At 60.1% G+C, this 18947-nt stretch carries 17 protein-coding genes; 7 read left to right on the forward strand and 10 right to left on the reverse strand.

The genetic code is table 11. The features are described 5' to 3' along the window. Positions 1-6 precede the first annotated feature (6 nt). From AC1EJ1_RS03795 to AC1EJ1_RS03815, 5 genes are all read left to right on the forward strand, one after another. Positions 7-1317, forward strand: coding sequence for an MFS transporter (locus tag AC1EJ1_RS03795; RefSeq protein ID WP_285014167.1), 1311 nt, complete (start codon positions 7-9; stop codon positions 1315-1317). Positions 1318-1324: 7 nt separating this feature from the next. Next, complete coding sequence (locus AC1EJ1_RS03800) at positions 1325-2023, forward strand: DUF4191 domain-containing protein (protein WP_058236609.1); 699 nt, start codon at positions 1325-1327, stop codon at positions 2021-2023. A 145-nt stretch (positions 2024-2168) separates the two neighbouring features. Continuing rightward, positions 2169-3143, forward strand: coding sequence for a transporter substrate-binding domain-containing protein (locus AC1EJ1_RS03805; RefSeq protein WP_285014169.1), 975 nt, complete (start codon positions 2169-2171; stop codon positions 3141-3143). 30 nt (positions 3144-3173) lie between these two features. Next, complete coding sequence (locus AC1EJ1_RS03810) at positions 3174-4139, forward strand: amino acid ABC transporter permease (protein WP_227469306.1); 966 nt, start codon at positions 3174-3176, stop codon at positions 4137-4139. Continuing rightward, entirely contained in the window at positions 4136-4924 is a 789-nt protein-coding gene (locus AC1EJ1_RS03815; protein WP_058236607.1) for an amino acid ABC transporter ATP-binding protein, read from the forward strand. The genes AC1EJ1_RS03810 and AC1EJ1_RS03815 overlap by 4 nt, the downstream gene beginning before the upstream one ends. Here the strand turns inward: AC1EJ1_RS03815 and AC1EJ1_RS03820 are convergent. The 7 genes from AC1EJ1_RS03820 to glgA are packed head-to-tail and all read right to left on the reverse strand — an operon-like array spanning position 4921 to position 13483. Continuing rightward, a complete protein-coding gene (locus AC1EJ1_RS03820) occupies positions 4921-5598 on the reverse strand; it encodes a histidine phosphatase family protein (protein WP_285014175.1) in 678 nt (225 codons plus the stop codon). The genes AC1EJ1_RS03815 and AC1EJ1_RS03820 overlap by 4 nt on opposite strands. 23 nt (positions 5599-5621) lie before the next feature. Beyond that, positions 5622-8519: a bifunctional [glutamine synthetase] adenylyltransferase/[glutamine synthetase]-adenylyl-L-tyrosine phosphorylase gene (locus AC1EJ1_RS03825; protein ID WP_480295349.1), complete on the reverse strand. Its 2898-nt coding sequence runs from the start codon at positions 8517-8519 to the stop codon at positions 5622-5624. Then, the gene (locus AC1EJ1_RS03830) at positions 8519-9853 is read right to left on the reverse strand and encodes a glutamine synthetase family protein (protein ID WP_058236604.1); all 1335 of its coding nucleotides are present in this window, start codon (positions 9851-9853) and stop codon (positions 8519-8521) included. The genes AC1EJ1_RS03825 and AC1EJ1_RS03830 overlap by 1 nt, the downstream gene beginning before the upstream one ends. Then, entirely contained in the window at positions 9854-10945 is a 1092-nt protein-coding gene (locus AC1EJ1_RS03835) for an SPFH domain-containing protein (protein WP_285014180.1), read from the reverse strand. It lies immediately after the preceding gene. Positions 10946-10957: 12 nt separating this feature from the next. After that, complete coding sequence (locus AC1EJ1_RS03840) at positions 10958-11398, reverse strand: NfeD family protein (RefSeq protein ID WP_058236603.1); 441 nt, start codon at positions 11396-11398, stop codon at positions 10958-10960. Between the two features lie 13 nt (positions 11399-11411). After that, complete coding sequence (locus AC1EJ1_RS03845; RefSeq protein WP_285014182.1) at positions 11412-12227, reverse strand: ABC transporter ATP-binding protein; 816 nt, start codon at positions 12225-12227, stop codon at positions 11412-11414. A gap of 29 nt (positions 12228-12256) precedes the next feature. Then, positions 12257-13483, reverse strand: coding sequence for a glycogen synthase (gene glgA / locus AC1EJ1_RS03850; protein ID WP_285014185.1), 1227 nt, complete (start codon positions 13481-13483; stop codon positions 12257-12259). 88 nt (positions 13484-13571) lie between these two features. On the opposite strand from glgA, the gene glgC reads away from it, so the two are divergent. Continuing rightward, positions 13572-14810, forward strand: a complete 1239-nt coding sequence (glgC, locus tag AC1EJ1_RS03855; protein WP_285014187.1) for a glucose-1-phosphate adenylyltransferase — start codon at positions 13572-13574, stop codon at positions 14808-14810. A 266-nt stretch (positions 14811-15076) separates the two neighbouring features. Beyond that, positions 15077-15739 carry a phosphoserine phosphatase SerB gene (gene serB / locus AC1EJ1_RS03860; RefSeq protein WP_070726769.1) on the forward strand — a complete coding sequence of 221 codons (663 nt, stop codon included), beginning with the start codon at positions 15077-15079 and terminating at the stop codon, positions 15737-15739. 6 nt (positions 15740-15745) lie between these two features. Here the strand turns inward: serB and AC1EJ1_RS03865 are convergent, their stop codons facing one another. From AC1EJ1_RS03865 to AC1EJ1_RS03875, 3 genes are read right to left on the reverse strand one after another with little or no spacing between them, the layout of a single operon-like run. Next, positions 15746-17086 (reverse strand): family 20 glycosylhydrolase, encoded by a 1341-nt coding sequence (locus AC1EJ1_RS03865; RefSeq protein WP_285014189.1) that lies wholly within the window; start codon positions 17084-17086, stop codon positions 15746-15748. 34 nt (positions 17087-17120) lie between these two features. Continuing rightward, positions 17121-17657 carry an NUDIX hydrolase gene (locus AC1EJ1_RS03870; protein WP_285014191.1) on the reverse strand — a complete coding sequence of 179 codons (537 nt, stop codon included), beginning with the start codon at positions 17655-17657 and terminating at the stop codon, positions 17121-17123. Positions 17658-17660: 3 nt separating this feature from the next. Beyond that, the gene (locus AC1EJ1_RS03875; RefSeq protein WP_074026159.1) at positions 17661-18944 is read right to left on the reverse strand and encodes a PrsW family intramembrane metalloprotease; all 1284 of its coding nucleotides are present in this window, start codon (positions 18942-18944) and stop codon (positions 17661-17663) included. Between the last annotated feature and the right edge of the window lie 3 nt (positions 18945-18947).

Consider the following 18947-nt stretch of genomic DNA (forward strand, 5'->3'; position numbering starts at 1 on the left):
GCTGCCGTGGCGCAGCAAGCCCTCCTGCTCTTGCCTGGCAAGACCCTTGAGGGCACGCCTATGTTGGGACATGCTTTCGTGCAGACATCACCATTTCGCGCTCTGGCGCATTATCGTATTCTGCCCGCTCTGGTTGGGTGGCCCGAGCTCATCATCGCGTTTGTGGCTCGCGCACCTTACGCCATGGTTCCGTTGGGGACGATGACGGCAATCACCGCCTCTACTGGATCCGTCGCAACCGGCGGACTGGCGACCGGTGTGGTCTCTCTGTCAACAGCCATCGCTTCGCCGCTGATCGGACGCTGGGCTGACCTTGGCGGACAACGACCGGTACTGCTCACGCTGCTCCCCCTCAACGCGCTCTCCCTAACTGGACTATGCGCTGTAGCGCTGACTGCTCACAGTGGCCCAGGTTTGTGGCTAGCTGCCTTATGCGTGGGCCTGACTGCCGTTCCGATTGGCTCATTTACGCGTGCACGCTGGGTGGCGCGCACTACCTCCCCCCATCATCTGGCCGCAGCCTTTTCCTATGAGTCCACCGCTGATGAATTCGTCTTCGTCCTCGGCCCAGCCCTCGTTGGCATCGCCGCGTCCGCCGCAGCACCTGCCGCGCCATTGGCACTGGCCGTCCTCCTCATGCTGTGCGCCGGGATTCCTTTCGCTATTCGCACGCCCGCTTCCCTGCCGAACGAGGACGACGCTGATCGCACGCAAACCCCGCCGGTGTCGATCGCCTCGGTGCTGCGCGTTGTCCTTCCGGCGATCCTCATCATGGCCTGTATCGGTACGATATTTGGCTCCGTTCAGGCCGGCACCACCCAACGAGCAGCAATGGCCGGAATGCAGACGCAGGCCGGTTTGATTTACGCGGTCATGGGTATCGGGTCAGCCGCAATGGCCCTGATGGTTGTCTTGATTCCCGAATCCGTGCGACTGTCGTGGCGCGTCATCATCGGCGGGGTCGGAATTGCGGCAGCGATGGGGGCAACAGCTGGGGCCTCGAGCATTATCCTGACTGCTCTCATGCTGCTCATTGCCGGACTCTTCGTGGGGCCCACAATGGTGACGGCCTTTTCATTGTCGGAACGCCTGGCTCCCCCACAAGGTGTTTCAGTGGCGATGACGTCGATGCAGTCTTCGGTCACAATCGGCGTGTCCTGTGGATCAGCCGCGGGTGGCATGGTGGCGTCTTCGTCCGGTGCGCCGTGGGCGTATGCGATCGCAGTGTGCGCCGGACTTGTTATCGCACTCACGGGTGAGATTTTGCGTCGCGCAGGAAGCCGTGGTCCCGCACGGCTCCAATCACAGGTAGGATAGGACCGTTATGGCAAAGGAAAACGCACCCCAGGAAAAGAAGCGTCGGTGGTATCAGAACTTCGCTGACGCTTATAAGATCACTGCGCGCTCATATCCGTGGATCGGATGGGTGATGATCGGTGGTTCCATCGTTCTCATCGCTCTTGGCATCCTCCTCGGATTCCTCACCAACTCATGGTTCATGTGGATCTTGACGGGAGTCATGTTGGCACTGCTGCTGTGCATGGGTCTGCTCGCCGCACTTGTGCGCCGCGCAATGTATCAGCAGATCGACGGCACGATCGGATCCGTGTATGCGGTTATCAGTCAGATCAAGCGCGGGTGGATTGTCAGCGAAGAGCCTGTTGCAGCGAATCGCCATCAGGATCTGGTGTGGCGCCTTGTCGGCAGGCCCGGTGTGGTTTTCATTTCCGAGGGACCCTCCTCGCGTGTGCGCCCGATGTTGAATCAGGAGCGTCGCAACACGCAGCGTGTCGCCCAGAACGTTCCGATTCACCTGATTGAGGTGGGCCATGGTGATGGACAGATCACCCTCGGGCAGCTTGACCGTCGTATCCGGAAGCTCAAGAAGACGCTGACTCGTGAGGAAGTTCCTGCGATCTCTCAGCGGTTGACAGCGTTGGAGAACAAGACGCACCAACGCGTTCCTCGCAGCATTGATCCCATGAAGGCGCGCCCGTCGCGTCGTGCCCTGCGTGGCCACTGACCATGTCTGAGCGGCGATGCCGCCGCGCCGGTCGCTTCACATATTGAGACGGCGACACATAACTATACTTTTATGCGCATACTCGTATATGTTGGTCGACGTGGAGAAATAGTTCCTTCGCGTTGCTCGCATATTGGAGGAAATCATGCGTAAGTTTACTGTCGTCACTGCAATTGCTGCCCTGACCGCCTGTGGCCTGGCCGCGTGCTCTGATCCCGATGACGTCCCTGCCGATCAGTCGAATGCCGGCGCATCATCCGGAGCACAATCAGCGACCTCATCTGCCGACAATCCAATGGCATCCACGGGGATCACCCCCTTCGATACCAGCCAGATTCCAGTCCAGGATGATATCGCTGCCCTCGTTCCACAGGAAATCAAGGATCGTGACGTCCTGCGAAATGGTGCCTCCACGGACTACGCGCCGGCGGAATTCCGCGGTGACGATGGTCAGACCCCTGTTGGCTACGAAGTTGACCTGGTGCGCGGCCTCGCACAGGTGCTGGGTCTGTCGGAAGGCACCACCACGCACGCCGAGTTCCCCACGATCATTCCGGCACTGGGCACCAAGTTTGACATCGGCATGTCAGCGTTCACGATTACTCCAGAACGTGAGAAAGAAACCAACTTCGTTCAGTTCATCGAGGTTGGTTCCGCATACGCCGTATCGACAGGCAACCCGAAGAACTTCGACCCCGCTGACCCCTGTGGCGCCACCCTCGGCGTTCAGAACGGCACGTTCCAGCACGAGTACGCCAACGAGCTGTCCGCAAAGTGTGAAGCCGACGGCAAACCCGCCATTCAGGTCATGCCGATGGATCTGCAGACTGACGTCGCCACGAAGGTTGTGGGTGGACAGTACGACGCAACCCTGGCAGATTCCACAGTGATCAGCTACACGGTCAAGCTCACCCAGGGACAGCTCGAACAGGTTGGAGACGTCATCGAAGCAGCCCCACAGGGCGTTGCGGTTTCCACGTCTGATCAGGCTCTGACAGATGCCCTTGCCAAGGCCATGCAGTACCTGATGGACAGCGGATACCTAGAGAAAATCCTCGCGCCCTACGGCGCGGACTCCTCCGCCCTCGACACGGCCACTGTCAATCCGCCGGTTGAGTGACCTGTCGGTTAACCAGAGAAAGAGTGACCAGTGCCGAAGCAAGACATTCGTGACGGCGTTGAGATTATTCACGCCAAACCCGTGCCACGTATCGGTCGGCTCGTGTCGGCTGCGATTGTCGCCGTGCTTGTCGCCATGGCGATCAACACGCTGCTGACCAACCCGAACTTCCGGTGGGACGTTGTGTGGCAATGGCTGTTCTCACGCACCATTGTCAGCGGCGTGATGTACACGATCCTCCTGACGATCGTCGCCATGATCCTCGGCACGGTCCTCGCGGTGACGATGGCAATTATGCGTCAGTCGCCCAACCCGATCCTGCGGTGGGTCGCCACGTTCTACATCTGGTTCTTCCGCGGCACACCAATCTACACGCAGCTCATCTTCTGGTCTCTGCTTCCAACCCTCTACCCTCAGCTCTCACTTGGTATTCCCTTTGGCCCCGAGTTCGTCACCTTCGACACCGCTCAGGTTTTCACGCCGTTTTGGATGGCGTTCATTGGCCTGGGACTCAACGAGGGTGCCTACCTGGCTGAAATTATCCGCGCAGGTCTGCTGTCCGTTGATAAGGGACAGGAAGAAGCAGCGACCGCGCTCGGTATGCATCGCGGTCTGATCCTGCGTCGCATTATCCTGCCGCAGGCAATGCGCGTGATTGTCCCGCCGATCGGGAATGAGACGATCTCGATGCTCAAGACCACCTCTCTGGTTGCCGCCATTCCGTTCACTCTGGAATTGACGTTCGTGGCGCGCACCAAGGGGCAGGCGCTGTTCGTGCCGATCCCCCTGCTGATCGCGGCCGCACTGTGGTATCTGGCGATCACCTCGCTGTTGATGGTCATTCAGTACTTCATTGAGCAGCACTATGGGCGTGGCTTTACCTCTGACCGCCCGGAAGGCACGACCGGCACTTCCTCGCACAAGACGGGACGCCAGAGCGCCATCAATTCCTCTCACACCACGAAAAACGATCCATTTATCGAGGTCACACCATGAGCTCTTCACTTGCCCCGATGGTCTCCGTGCAGGCAGTTCACAAGTTCTTCGGTGATCTTCATGTATTACGCGGCATCGACCTGACGGTACGCAGCGGCGAGGTGTGCGTGATCCTGGGGCCGTCCGGTTCAGGAAAATCAACCCTCCTGCGCTGCATTAACCAGTTGGAACGTATCAGCGCAGGCAGGATTTATGTTGAAGGCGACCTGATTGGGTACCGCGAAACCACTGACTCATCTGGTCAGCCTGTTCTGCATGACCTGCCCGACAAGGTCATCGCTCAGCAACGCTCTCGCATTGGCATGGTGTTTCAGCGTTTCAACCTGTTCCCCCATATGACCGCCCTCGAAAATGTGATGGAAGCACCTGTGCACGTCAAGGGCGTCAAGGAAAAAGAGGCGCAGAAAACGGCGCTGTCGCTGCTGGATCGTGTCGGTCTGGCTGACCGTGCTCAGCACTATCCTTCGCAGCTGTCCGGTGGCCAGCAGCAGCGTGTTGCCATTGCGCGCGCACTTGCCATGGACCCGGAGCTGTTGTTGTTCGATGAGCCGACGTCAGCCCTCGACCCTGAGTTGGTTGACGAAGTGCTCGGCGTGATGAAAGATCTGGCCCGCTCCGGCATGACGATGGTGGCTGTCACGCACGAGGTTGGGTTTGCGCGCGAAGTGGCCGACCAGGTCGTGTTCATGGATGAGGGTGTGATTGTGGAGGCGGGGAAGCCTTCCGACGTCATCGAGCATCCCACGCGCGAACGCACCAAGGCGTTCTTCTCGAAGGTTCTCTAAGCACTCAGTTCTGATCGCACCAGTGGAATCTCGCCGTCGGGCACGGGCCATTGGCCGATCGGACGGTCGTTCCATGTGCGCGCAACCCACTGGCCGCCTTCACGATCGAGCACCGTGGTGCCGGTGTTGCGCATCGGATTGGTTACCGTCATGCGCGCATCCGCATTCGAGGCAAGCACGGGTGTGATTGTGCGCAAAATAGCGCCATGCGCGACAAGTGCGACGACTCCGTCCTTGTGCTCCTCGGCCCACTGTTCAATTTCTCCGATGACGGGACGCACCCGTGCCAGCACTTCATGCCCGTTTTGCGCACCCGGCATTCTGGCATCCAGATTGCCCTGAGCCCAGTGGACGATGGTGCGCACGTACGTCATTTCCGAGGCGCGGTCCACCGCCATTTCACCGTCGCCTGTCTCAATTTCACGGATGCCGGGTCGAATCCACACGTGTGGGTTGAAGCGGGCGATCAGCGGTGCTGCTGTTTGCCGCGTTCGGATCAAAGGTGAGACGACCACCAGGCCTGGTGCCGGTGCAATATCGTTTTCCCACCGCGCTGCCAGCGATTCGGCCTGTTTACGTCCTCGCTTGTCGAGGGGTGCGCCGGGACGGCCCGTATCCAGTGCGTGTGATCGATTGGCGGCGGTTTGTCCGTGCCGGACAAGAACAAGTTTCATTTCCTACTTCCTCAAGATGCCATTCACCGTGAGTCTGACCAGAAGAGCCGTTCCATCACATCCCGTGAACGCCGGGCCGCACGCAGCCAGTCCTCTTCCAGGGCGTGATAGCCGCCTGCCCCATATCCTAACAAGTGCGCCAGCGAAGCCAGTTTCGCACCCGAGCGCGCCAGCACGTCGATTTTGACCCCGGATGTGCGCCCGGTTGCCAGCACGTTTCCCGTACGGATGCGTCGAGCTAAACTCCACGCGCGATCCAGGTCATCAGCGTCCTCTCCGCTGATCAGGTTGCTGTGTCGTAGGACCGCCAGCGCGCGCTGCGTGGAAGTGGTGCGCAGCTCCTCACAGCTGTGAACGTGACGCATCTGCATGAGCTGCACGACCCACTCCACGTCGCTCATTCCCCCCACGCCAAGTTTGACATGCCGCGTCGGCTCAATGCCACGAGGCAGTCGCTCGCGTTCCATTCGAGCTTTCAGCAGGCGAATCTGCTGGATATCAGCGTCCGAGGGTGACTGATCGTAGCGGATCGGATCAATGGCGGCAAAGAAGTCGGCCAGCAGCTCCCCGTCACCTGCTGCGGGTCTGGCTCGTAACAGTGCCTGACGTTCCCATACTGATCCCCACCGCTGGTAATACTCCTCATAGGAGCTCACCGTGCGCGAAACTGGCCCGGATTTTCCTTCCGGTCGCAGATCCATATCCACGCTCAGCCCCGATCCCTCGTGGACAGAGCTGAGCAGCTTTTTCACGCGCATGGTGATGTCAACGGCGGCACCGGCGTCCCCCTCGTGAACGGCAATAATGTCGGCGTCGGACATCAGCGAAGATTCGCGTCCGCCGTATGAACCCATCGCAACAAAAGCCAGGCGTGGCGGCTGCGCGTCTGCGTGCTCACTGCTCCACTGGCGAGTCGCGATAGTCAGTGCGCCATGAAGCGCCACATCCGAAGCGTCCGCAATGGCGGTTCGCACAGGGGCAACATGTGCCAGTGCATCTCCCAGGGCTGCGCGCGTCACTTCACGTACACGTACCGCCTGCACGCGCCACATGGCCTGTTCAGTGTCGCTGTGTCGCGAGATAAGCGCGTCCACCTCGTTGATCAGGCGCTGACGGTCGCGCGCTTTGAGCTGCTCATCACCGTCAAGCCACTGCACTGCTTCAGGCAACTCAGCAAGAGCGGAGGCAACCCAGCGTGAGGACGGCAAGAGTTCGCACAGTCGTGAGGCCGCCAGACCTGAATCGCGCAGAAGCGACAGGTACCAATGCGAATCGCCGATGCGTTCGGACAGGGTACGGAAGTTCAACAGCCCGAGGTCAGGGTCAGCTCCGTGCCCAAGCCACGTCATAAAGACAGGCAACAGGTGGCGTTGAATGGTGGCACGGCGTGACGTGCCGTGTGTCAGAGCTTTGATATGACCGAGCGCTCCGGCAGGATCCAGATACCCCAGCGCCGCCAAACGAGCCTTGGCAGCCTCCAGATCCAGCGCGGCTTCGTCGGGAGCCAGGCGGGCGGTGGCCGCAATAATCGGCCGGTAGAACATATCGTCATGCAGCTTGCGGACGCGCTCACGCACGCCGTCCACGGTGTCGATGAGGTTTTCCGCGCTCATGAGCTCCGGCCCCAACGCTCGGGCAATACGCCGCAGTTCGTGTCCTGATGAGGGGATCATGTGTGTTCTGCGCATGCGTGCCAGCTGGGCCCGGTGCTCAACAGTGCGCAGGAAGCAGTAGCAGTGCGTCAGGTCGCGCGCATCCGTTCGGGCAACATATCCTCCGTCGGACAGTGCCCGGATTGCTCCGACGGTGTCGGCAATACGGATCGATTCGTCTGTGCGCCCGTGAACAAGCTGGAGCAGCTGAATCGTAAATTCGACGTCCCGAAGTCCTCCGGCACCGAGTTTAAGTTCCCGGTCGCTGTCCGCAGCCGGGACCAGGGCTTCGGCGCGTTGCCTCAAGGTGCGGGCGTTGTCCACGAACCCTTCGCGGTCCGCGGCGGACCACACAAATGGAGTAATCGCGTCAATGAAGTCTTGTCCGACATGACGATCCCCTGCCACCGGGCGCGCTTTGAGCAGTGCCTGGAACTCCCAGGTGTGCGCCCAGGACTGGTAGTAGGCGACGTAGGATTCGACGGTTCTGACCAGCGCGCCGTCACGGCCTTCCGGCCGCAGCGTGGCGTCAACTGCCCACAGCGGTGGCTCACTGCCCGCACCAGAACACGCCTGAGCGGTCATCGCTGCCAGCCGCGTGGCGATTTCAATAACGCTGCGCTCTGACTGGCCTTCCTGCACGCCCACCACGTACATGACGTCAACGTCGGAAATATAGTTCAGTTCACGCGCCCCCGTCTTACCCATAGCGATGATCGCGAACTTGACGGTGTGATCGGGGTCGATCTGGCGCCGTGCCAGCAACAGGGCACCTTCCAACGCCGCGTCAGCAGCATCGGTCAGCCGTGCAGCCACCTCAGGCAAGTGCCCAACCGGGTCGGAGTCCGTCAGGTCAGTGGCGGCAATCGAAATCAACACGTTTCTGTACGCTCGTCGCAGGTCATCTGCTGTTGCGGTGGCCGAGGCAAGAGCGTCGAGGATGACCTGGCGAGCATCACATGCCTCGACCCACACCGCGTCAATGGCGTCAGAGTGGGCAACAATAAAATCGCCGAGGGGACGCGATGCGCCCATCACGGCGGCAAGCTGGCGCGCCGCACCGTGGTTGAGTACGTGGCGCAGAGCATTCGGGTCCGCTTCGTGCAGTCGCACGAGCTGGAGGGCAACCAGGTCTGGATCGGCACTGGTCTGAGCTGCCCGCATCCAGATGTCGGCACTGTCAGGAAGCTGACTGAAATAGTCCGCGCTGGTGCGGGCATCGTGAAAGCCTGCACTGCGCAGGTGCGCTTCAATGCGCTCGCTGCGCATCAATTGGCCTTAATGAATTGTCTGATTTCCTGGGGCGTGATCTGGTGGCGGTACTCAGCCCATTCCTTGAACTTGTTGCGCAGCACGTAGTCGAAGACTTCTTCACCCAGGGTCTGAGCAACAAGATCGGAATTCTTCATACATTCCAGGGCGCTGTGCAAGGAGGCGGGCAGGGAATCGATGCCAAGAACCTGACGTTCGTGTTCGGACAGGTCCCACACGTTGTCCTCAGCTTCAGGCATGAGCTCCATCTTCTTGTCAATGCCATCCAAGCCTGCGGAGATGAGCACTGACAGCGCAAGGTAGGGGTTGCACGCCGGATCAAGTGCGCGGTATTCAATCCGCGCTGAGCGCCGTTTATCCGGCTTATACAGTGGCACACGAACCAGTGCCGATGAATTGTTGTGACCCCAGCACACGTAGCAGGGAGCTTCTCCCCCGCCCCACAAACGTTTGAACGAGTTGACGTGCTGATTGGTGATCGCGCTGATTTCGCGGGCATGCGCCAGCAGTCCGGCGATGAAGTGGCGTCCGGTAGCTGACAGCTGATACGTGCCGGCCGGATCGTAAAATGCGTTGTGGTCACCTTCGAACAGTGACAGGTGGGTGTGCATGCCTGAGCCGGGGTAATCGGCAAACGGCTTAGGCATAAACGTGGCGACGACGTCCTCGCTCAGTGCCACGTATTCAATGAGCGTGCGGGCGGTAATGATGTTGTCGGCTGCCCGAACCGCATCGACTGCCCGCAGGTCAACTTCGTTTTGCCCAGGGCCGCCCTCGTGGTGGGACAGTTCGACGGCGATGTCCATGCTTTCGAGCATGTGAACCAGGCGACGACGAAAATCGTGGGCAATGGATCGCGTGACATGGTCGAAATAGCCGGCACCGTCAATGGGAACGAGGTGATCGGGGGTTGCAGGCTTATGCAGCAGGTAGAACTCGATCTCGGGATGCACCATCACGGTGAATCCCATGTCGGTTGCACGCTGCACAGTACGTTCCAGCGTTCCTCGCGGATCGGATCGGGCCTGCTCACCGTCGGGGGTGAGGACATCGCACAACATGCGTGCAACTTTGTCGTCCTCACTACCCCACGGTAAAACCTGGAAGGTGCTGGGATCTGGTTTCAGGAGCATGTCCGACTCATGGACGCGTGTCAGCCCCTCGATCGAGGAACCGTCAAAGCCGATACCTTCGCTGAGCGCATCCTCCAATTCACCTGGATCAATGGCCAGCGATTTGAGTACGCCGGCCACATCCGTGAACCACAGGCGGATAAAGCGAATTTCCTGATCGGCAACTTCACGCATCACCGAGTCGGACAACTGATCCATCTATTTCTCATTCTCCTCTGGAGGCAGCTCCACATCTTCGATCGGCTCAATCAGGTCTTTGAGCTTTTCGGAGGGGCGGGCCTGCGTTGGCTCATCGAGGACGCTCGGCCCTTTGGGACGGGTGTCTACAATCGGTGCCTGGCTTGAGTGCCTCACAGGGGTGGGCGGCATGGTCGGCTTAGCCGGCCCGGATTCTCCATCCGTTCCCCCACCTGAAAAGCCTTTCGCCACAGCGTCGAGGGCGGCTGTCAGCTCAGTTGGCACAACCCAGACCTTCGATGCTTCACCTTCAGCGATACGCGGCAGCATCTGCAGGTACTGGTAGGACAGAAGATCCGGGGTCGGCTTGCCGGCGTGAATGGCGTTGAACACGGTCTGGATGGCCTCGGATTCACCGCGAGCTTTCGTCACTGCGGCCTGTGCGGCACCTTCAGCGCGCAGAATCTGGGACTGCTTGTCACCTTCAGACTTGAGGATCTGAGACTGGCGCACACCTTCAGCAGTCAAAATGGCGGCACGCTTGTCGCGCTCAGCGCGCAGCTGCTGCTCCATCGCGTTCTGAATGGACGGCGGCGGATCGATGGCCTTGAGCTCGACTCGATTCACGCGAATACCCCAGCGGCCGGTTGCCTCGTCCAGGACGCCGCGCAGCTGAGAGTTGATCTGGTCGCGGCTGGTCAGTGTTTGCTCGAGGTCCATTGAGCCGATCACGTTACGCAGCGTCGTGACGGTGAGCTGCTCGATAGCCTGAATGTAGTTCGCGATTTCGTAGGTCGCGCTACGCGGATCGTTGACCTGGTAGTAAATGACCGAATCGATGGAGACCACAACGTTGTCAGCGGTAATGACAGGTTGGGGTGGAAACGACTGGACCTGTTCACGCAGGTCAACCTTGCTTGCGATGCGATCAAGGAAAGGTACCAGGACGTGAAGTCCGGCGTAGAGCACCGACTGGAACTTACCGAGACGTTCCACCACCAGGGCCCGCGACTGCGGGACCACCTGGATTGACTTGGCTACGGTGACGACAACGAACAGCACGATGAGGAAGATCAGCGCCATTCCGATTGTCTGCCCGAATGAGTTAAACATTATGACAGCCTCTCACTGCATAGGGGGTTCGTTACGTTCAATAATGGCTGTTGCCCCATCGATGCGGACAACGTGCGCGTGGACGCCGGCGGGGATTTCCCGCCCATCCGCCGAGCGCGCGCTCCACGTATCGCCGGCAACTTTGGCACGCCCGTCGATTCTGTTGACTCGAGTAAGCGTGAGGGCGTCTGTTCCAATCAGCCCTTGTGCATTGGTTCGAATATTCGGGTTCGTGCGTGTCAGATGCGCCTTAGCCCATGGACGAACGAGAAGGAGAAGAAGCAGGCTGGCGACCGCAAACACGGCCACCTGCACGCCTGTTCCCCCTCCGGCAGCGCTGGCAATTCCGCCTGCAAGTGCCGAAATAGCCAGCATGAGGAAGAAGAGGTCGAGTGACAGCATCTCGACGATGCCCAAGCCTAGTGCGATGAGAAGCCACCAATAAAAGACCACTGTTTCCTCCGTTTCAGTGTCGACGGGAACTGTCGGGTTTCCGGTCCCTGTTCATACGCGCCCACCAGCGCCCGTCACCGTGACCGACCTCCAGCGGCAGATCGAATGCCGTCGACAGGGTCTCACTGGTCAAAGTCTGTTCAATTGGCCCGCTCGCAACGATGTGGCCCTGTGACATCACCACGCCGTGCGTGAAGCCGGGTGCAATTTCTTCAATCTGGTGGGTAACCAGCAGCAGTTGCGGTGAACGAGCATCCCCGCTCAGCTCCGTCAGCGCCTCCACCAACAGTTCACGCGCCCCCAGATCAAGTCCGGCACTCGGTTCGTCAAGTATCAGAATTTCCGGGTCCGCCATGAGTGCGCGAGCCAGTGCGACGCGTTGGCGCTCCCCTTCTGACAGCGTTCCGAAACGGCGCTCCGCCAGGTGCGAGACGCCGAACAGGTGCAGCAGGTTATCTGCGCGCCCCTCGTCCTCAGTGTCGTACTGTTCGCCGTAGGTAATCGACCTGCCCCATGCTGCGGTCATCACCGCCATGCGCACCGGCATGGACACTGAGATTCGTGCCGTCAGTGACTGTGAAGCAAAGCCGATGCGCGCGGACAATTCCCCGGGGTCGGCTTCTTCGATCGGCGTGCCCAGAATGGTCACGGAACCGCTGGTTGCGCGCTCGCGCCCACTAATCAGTCGGATCAAGCTGGTTTTGCCTGCACCGTTCGGGCCAACAATGACCCAGTGTTCACCGCGATGCGTCGACAGCGTCAGGGAATCAACAAGGTGGGATCCGCCGCGCTCAAGCGTGACGTCGTGTAGATCAACAACGTTCTCCATGTCTTCAGTGTAGCCAGAACCTTGCCTCATCAGCCCACCAGCGCGCGATAAAGGTCGAGTGTCTGCTGGCCGATTGTGTCCCACGAAAATTCAGTGCGCGCCCGCTCCAGGCCGGCTTTGCCCATCTGACGCGCCTGCCCTGGATCAGCCAGCACGGCAGTGATGCGTTCAGCCATCGCAGATTCGAACGCTTCTGGATCAATGGGGGTTCCGGTTCCGTCAGTCTTCTGCTCGATGGGAACAAGGTAGCCGGTTTCTCCCTCGACAATAACGTCGGGAATTCCGCCGGTGCGTGTGCCCACCACCGGCAACTCCATCGCCATAGCCTCCAGGTTCACGATGCCCAGCGGCTCGTACACAGACGGAGTGATGAAGACGGTCGCCACGTCCAGGATTGCACACAGATCGGCTCGCGGCAGCATCTGGGAGATGAGCACGACCCCGTCTCTGTCGGCCGCCAGTTCCTTGACCAACGTGTCGACCTCAGCGGCGATTTCCTTGGTGTCCGGCGCTCCTGCACACAGCACGATTTGAGCATCTCGTGGAAGCTGGCGAGCTGCGCGCAGGAAGTACGGCAGACCTTTCTGACGGGTAATCCGCCCAACGAAGACCACTGTGGGCCGGTCAGGATCAATACCGAATTCCTTGAGCACGCGCGCCTGGTTGGCTTTCTCATCCTCGGTGGAGGGTTTGCGCCACTCATTCAGATCGATACCGTTAAAGATGACGTGAACCCTGTCCTCTTCGACACTGGGATACGAGCGCAGGATGTCATCTTTCATCCCGTTGGACACCGCAATGATCGCGTCAGCATTCTCGTAGGCGATGCGCTCAGCGAAGCTGGACAGACGGTAGCCACCGCCCAGCTGCTCGGCCTTCCACGGGCGCAACGGTTCGAGCGAGTGTGCGGAAACAACGTGAGGGACGTCGTACAGCAACTTCGACACATATCCGGCAAAGTTGGCGTACCACGTGTGCGAATGCACCAGGTCAGTTCCGTCGGTGTGGGCCGCCATCTGCAGATCCACCCCGAGTGTGCGCAACGCTGCATTTGCGCCGTCCAGTTCGGCAAGTTCGTCGTATCCCCGCACACCGTCGAGGGCACCCTCGTCCCCCGGCTTCCTGGGACCATCGAATGCGTGAACCCGAATGTCAGGACCTAGGCTTCGCAATACGCGAGCCAGTTCAGTCACGTGAACACCCGCACCGCCGTAGACGTGCGGCGGATATTCACGTGTCAATAAATCTATACGCATGGCTGCCTCCTACTGAGAGCTTATCGAACAGCAGCGCATCTCGTGTCGTTTGCGCACATTCACGCTGATTATTGCCTACCCTTGAGACATGGCAAAAAAACATGTCCTAGCAATCGTTCTTGCGGGTGGCGAAGGCAAGCGTCTCATGCCCTTGACCATGGATCGAGCCAAGCCTGCAGTACCTTTTGGTGGAAACTACCGACTGATTGACTTCGCGCTGTCCAATATCGTCAACTCCGGCTACATGCGTGTCGTCGTGCTCACCCAATACAAGTCGCATTCGCTGGACCGACATGTTACAAAGACGTGGTATATGTCGCCGTTGCTGGGTAACTTCATTGCTCCCGTACCGGCGCAGCAACGACGGGGACCGCACTGGTACCTGGGCAGTGCCGACGCGATCTACCAGTCCCTGAACGTCATTGAGGACGAGCACCCTGACTACATGGTGATCATCGGTGCCGACAACATCTACCGCATGGACTTTTCTCAGATGGTGGAGCACCACATTGAGTCCGGTCTTCCGGCAACTGTGGCAGGCATCCGCCAACCGGTTGAACTCGCCCCCGCTCTGGGCGTCATCGACGCCGAAGGCGGCGTGGTGAAGAACTTCCTCGAGAAGCCGCAAAACGCTGAGGGTCTGCCGGATGATCCGTCCAAAGTGCTCGCATCTATGGGTAACTACGTGTTCGATACGGACGCCCTCGTCGCCGCACTTCGTGCAGACGCGGAAAACGAGGATTCAAATCACGACATGGGTGGCAATATCATTCCGTGGTTCGTCGAACGTCAGCAGTGCGGTGTCTACGATTTCAAGGACAACATCGTGCCCGGGTCCACAGAGAGGGACCGCGACTACTGGCGCGATGTCGGCACACTGGACGCGTACTACGACGCGAATATGGACCTGATCAGCGTCCACCCGATCTTCAACCTCTATAACCGCGACTGGCCGACGATGACCCTCATCGATGGCTCCTTGCCGCCGGCAAAGTTCGTCTACGGCGATGAGCATTCGCGTATGGGGCACGCCATCGACTCGTTTGTCTCCCCCGGCTCGATTGTTTCGGGCGGCGAGGTTTACCATTCGATCATTTCGCCTGGCGTGTACGTGCACTCGTGGGCTCAGGTCACTGACTCGGTCGTCATGGGCAACACCCGCGTGGGTCGCCACTCCATCGTCTCCAAGACGATCCTGGATAAGGACGTCGTCGTGGAAGAAGGAGCGACGGTCGGTGTGGACCTGGAACATGATCGCGCTCGCGGTTTCACCGTCACCGAGTCCGGCATCACCGTCGTCCCCAAGGGTATGGTGGTGACTAAGTGAGCCAACGGGCTGGCGCAGCACTTTGCGTCATTGCCCCGCATGACGTCGCAAGTTTTCCGTACGAGGCTCCGGCAGTTCGCGCACTGGCAGATTTTGCCGGTGTGCGCCGTTCAAAAATACATGTGCGAGCATTGCCGTTCGTGGCGAACCCGATTGGCGGGGACGTCCCTGCGTGCGTGGTGGCCTGCGTGCGCGAGGGTGATGACGGTGTGGGCATGCTGGATCTTGACGGTGCGCACGCCGCGTTGTCACGGTGGGGAGATGTTCTGGTCGTCCCTGTTTCTGTTCGTGAAGAAGGCGGGCCAGCGCTGATCGTCACCGACGTGGATTCAACGCTGATCGCTCAGGAAGTGATCGAAGAACTTGCCGAGTGGGCGGGTACGCGTCAGGAAGTGGCGGCAGTGACCGCGCGGGCAATGAACGGTGAGATCGATTTTGCGCAGTCCTTGCGAGAGCGGGTCGCCACACTTGCCGGCGTCCCTGAGACCGTGTTCCGCCACGTTACCCGCTCCCTCACCGTCACTCCCGGCGCCAAGCAACTCATCAAAAGTGTCCACTCCGTTTCCGGCGGTGCCTTTGGTGTGGTCTCCGGCGGGTTCGAGGAAGTCGTCGGTCCATTGGCAACGCGACTGAGCATCGATTTTTACTGTGCGAACCGACTGGAAGTGCGTGACGGGCACCTGACTGGCCACGTCCTCGGAGAGATCGTGACATCGCACGTGAAGGTCCGTAAGCTCACTGAATGGGCAGCTCAGCTGGGAGTATCCCCCTCGCGGTGCGTTGCCATTGGTGATGGCGCGAACGACATCCCCATGATGCAGGCCGCAGGATGGGGCGTCGCTTTTTGCGCCAAGTCCGCTGTCCGCGACGCGATTCCCAATTCTCTGGCCGTGCGTCGCCTCGACGCGCTCGTCGCTGCCCTGTTCTAGGTTCGGCTACTTCCAGTCGACGCCTTCTGAACGGTGCCAGGTGAGCCGCTTGGCATCCCACAGTTCCGTGAGCGAGGTGACGCGCCGGGAGAATTCCTCCCACTTGTCGTCACCACTGCCGGTCCATGCGACCTCAGCAATGGCAGTCAGACGCGGCAGGAGCTTCTCAAAGAGCTGTTCACGCGTGCGGATGTACTCTGCCCACACGCATGCTTCAACACCGATCACCGCCCGCGGATCCAGCCCTTCGAGCGCGGTGCGCGGATTCCACTCCAGCGCTGTCCGGAACGGTAGAGGCCCGGCCCAGTCCTGGCCCCACGGCTCATCGGCATTCTCTTTCATATCCAGATATGATTTCTGTCCAGGCGACACGATGACGCGTGCACCGCGCTCAACGCCCGCCAGCACGCCCTCAGTATGATTGTTGGTGGTATCCCACAGCTGCACGATGTCGCCCTCGTGTGCCATTGCGCCCGCTTCCTGCCACATGATCGCCCGCCTGCCGCATGCGTGAACGCGTTCCACCGCCATTGTGACCAGGGCGCGGAACTCGTCGTGAGGTGTGGAATGGCTTTCGTCGCCGCCGATATGCATACCGAGCGGCGAGTCAGCTGCCAGCTGTCCGATCACTTCGTCCATGAAGCGTTCGGTGTCGGCTGCCTGCGTGCTCAGCGTCGACATTCCCACGTCGATACCTTCGTAGACATCCCGCGCCTGACTGTCGGGATTCAGACCCGGCATCGCGTGCAGTGCGGCGTTGGTGTGTCCCGGCATATCAACCTCAGGCACCACGTCAACTCCGCGGGCACTCGCGTAGCGTCGCAGGTCGTTGTACTGCTCGACAGTCAGGTATCCGCCACCTTCGCCATTCACGGCACTCTGTGATGATTTTTCCGTCAGTTCGGGAAGAGCGGGAATTTCGACTCGCCACCCCTGGTCGTCACTCACGTGCAGGTGAAGGACGTTCAGTGACAGGCTTGCCATCAAATCGACGATCTCCTTGAGGACATCGAGGGAAAAGAAGTGGCGTACAGTGTCGATCATGAGGCCGCGCCATTCGAATTCGGGCCAGTCCACAATCGTTCCGCTCAGCGCAGCTCCGCCTCTCTTGAGCTGATTCAGTGTGCGGCTGGCGCGCACCACACCAACCTCGGTGATGGCCCGAATATGAGTGCCGTCCTCACCGATCGTCAGGGCGTACGCCTCCTTTTCCTGGAAAGGCTCCAGTGCCGTGTCAATACCCAGTTGCGTCGCGTCCTGAACCAGTTTCGTCGTGACAGGTGAGAACCGTCCTGCACCCTCGGACATATCGGCATGTCGGACAGTGGGAATTACGGGCAAATACATGACATTCTCCTCAGTGGCTGATGTGGTGGCTACTTTACCCGACGGATGACTCGTCAAGCTCGATCATGGTCCCATCCCACCCGTCTTTCCATTGACGAGCCATCGCGACCAGGTCACGTGGATAGACTTCCGCTCTTCGGGCTTCGACCTCAAGATCGTCCAAGTCCCACCACGTCATCGTATCGAGCACGCTGCGCTCCAGTTCAGTCCAGCCGTCCCAGTTCAACTCTGTGCGGTGCACGTGCGCAACGAAGAACCATTCCTCCTGGCGCGCTGTCACGTTGAGAAAATCGAACAGCGCGCGCCGATGCAGGACAGGGCCGACAAGACGAGTCGGATCCAGGGCGATCCCCGTCTCTTCACGAATTTCGCGCACCGCCGTCTGCTGCAGTGTTTCGCCTTCTTCCTGCCCGCCTCCTGTGGTGAACCACCAGGAGCGTGTGACATTTTCTGAATCGTGTCCGCGCACGAGGAGTAGCTTGCCGTCCTCGTCGAATACGGCTACGCGGGCAGCGCGTCGGAACGGTATGCCGTCTTGGTCTGGAATCCATTCCGGTCCAAGGTCACTCACTCGTTATCGTCCAATCTGCCTGTTGGCGTGAGCACTGCGCGTGCGCGTCAGGAACACGTCTCGGGACGCGATCAACTGCTGCAGCATGTCCTGATCCTGTGCCACGCGATCTGCGTGCCTGCCCGCCTTACGGTGGATCATTTCATCCATTCCCAATGCGGCAGCCAGTCGCTGGAAATTCTTCATGGCGCGTTTGGCAGCGCGACCGCCCTGAGCTGCCCACCTAACGGCTGAACGGCGGGCACCGCGGTTGACCACCATTGTCACTTCGCCCGGCAGGATCCATCCGGTACGCACATAGGGCTCCAACCCGTTGGCAATGGTGCGCGCCTGCCGCGCGGACATGACCAGCAGCGCGACGATCCACGCGATGAAAATCGGGACCTCGACGAAGAGGTAAAACACGAACCACCGTTCCATCGACGTGCTGGCCAGGTAGTTCCACGATCCGTGGATGAGGACCGCGACGATCCACCCCAGCGGCAAGGTCCAGACCCATGCGAGACCCGACTTGTGGCGCACCACGCCCCACGCTGCCGCCAGCCCGATGAACGAGGTGGCCATCGGATGCAGGAACGGGCTCATGATGCCGCGCAGGAACCACGTGATCATCAGTTGGCCCTCTTCTGAGCTGCGCAGGAAGTACTGGATGTTCTCGATAAACGCGAAACCTGCGCCTGCCATTCCGGCGTAGACGATACCGTCAATCAGCGAGTTGATGCGGTGACGTCGCCAGGCCAGAACAAACACCACGCCCGCACCCTTGAGGGTCTCTTCCACGATGGGTGCCACGATCGAGGCCGTAGCTACCATCGTCAGGCCTGAGTGCCCGGTGATCAACTGGATGTTCGTCTGCAGCGCAGTGTTGATCACCATCGCCACCACTGCTGCAGCTCCCGCTCCCCACACGAAGGTCACGAGCATCGCGACCCACGGTTCGGGTTCCCAGCGATCAATAAAACGCAGCACTGCGATGATGAATCCCAAGGGAATCAATGCCAGCACTCCGGTCAGAACTGTTGACGGTAAACCACCGGTGCGCACGTATCCGAACAGCGCAAAACCCAGTGCCGCCACGCCAACAATGGTGAAAATGATTTCAAACCACGCAATCGAGCGCTTGCGCATGGGCGGAGACCATACGGGAGCGACTTCCTGCGGACTGGGCACACCCGTTGCCGGCGCGCCTGCCGGGGCGTCAGCCCACTGATTCCCGCCGACGCGACCAATCCTGGCAAGGCGGTAGTCCTCGCCGGGACCTCCCCACTTCACACGTTGCTCGCTCACGGG

It is taken from the genome of Pauljensenia sp. C0170B4, from assembly GCF_056590235.1.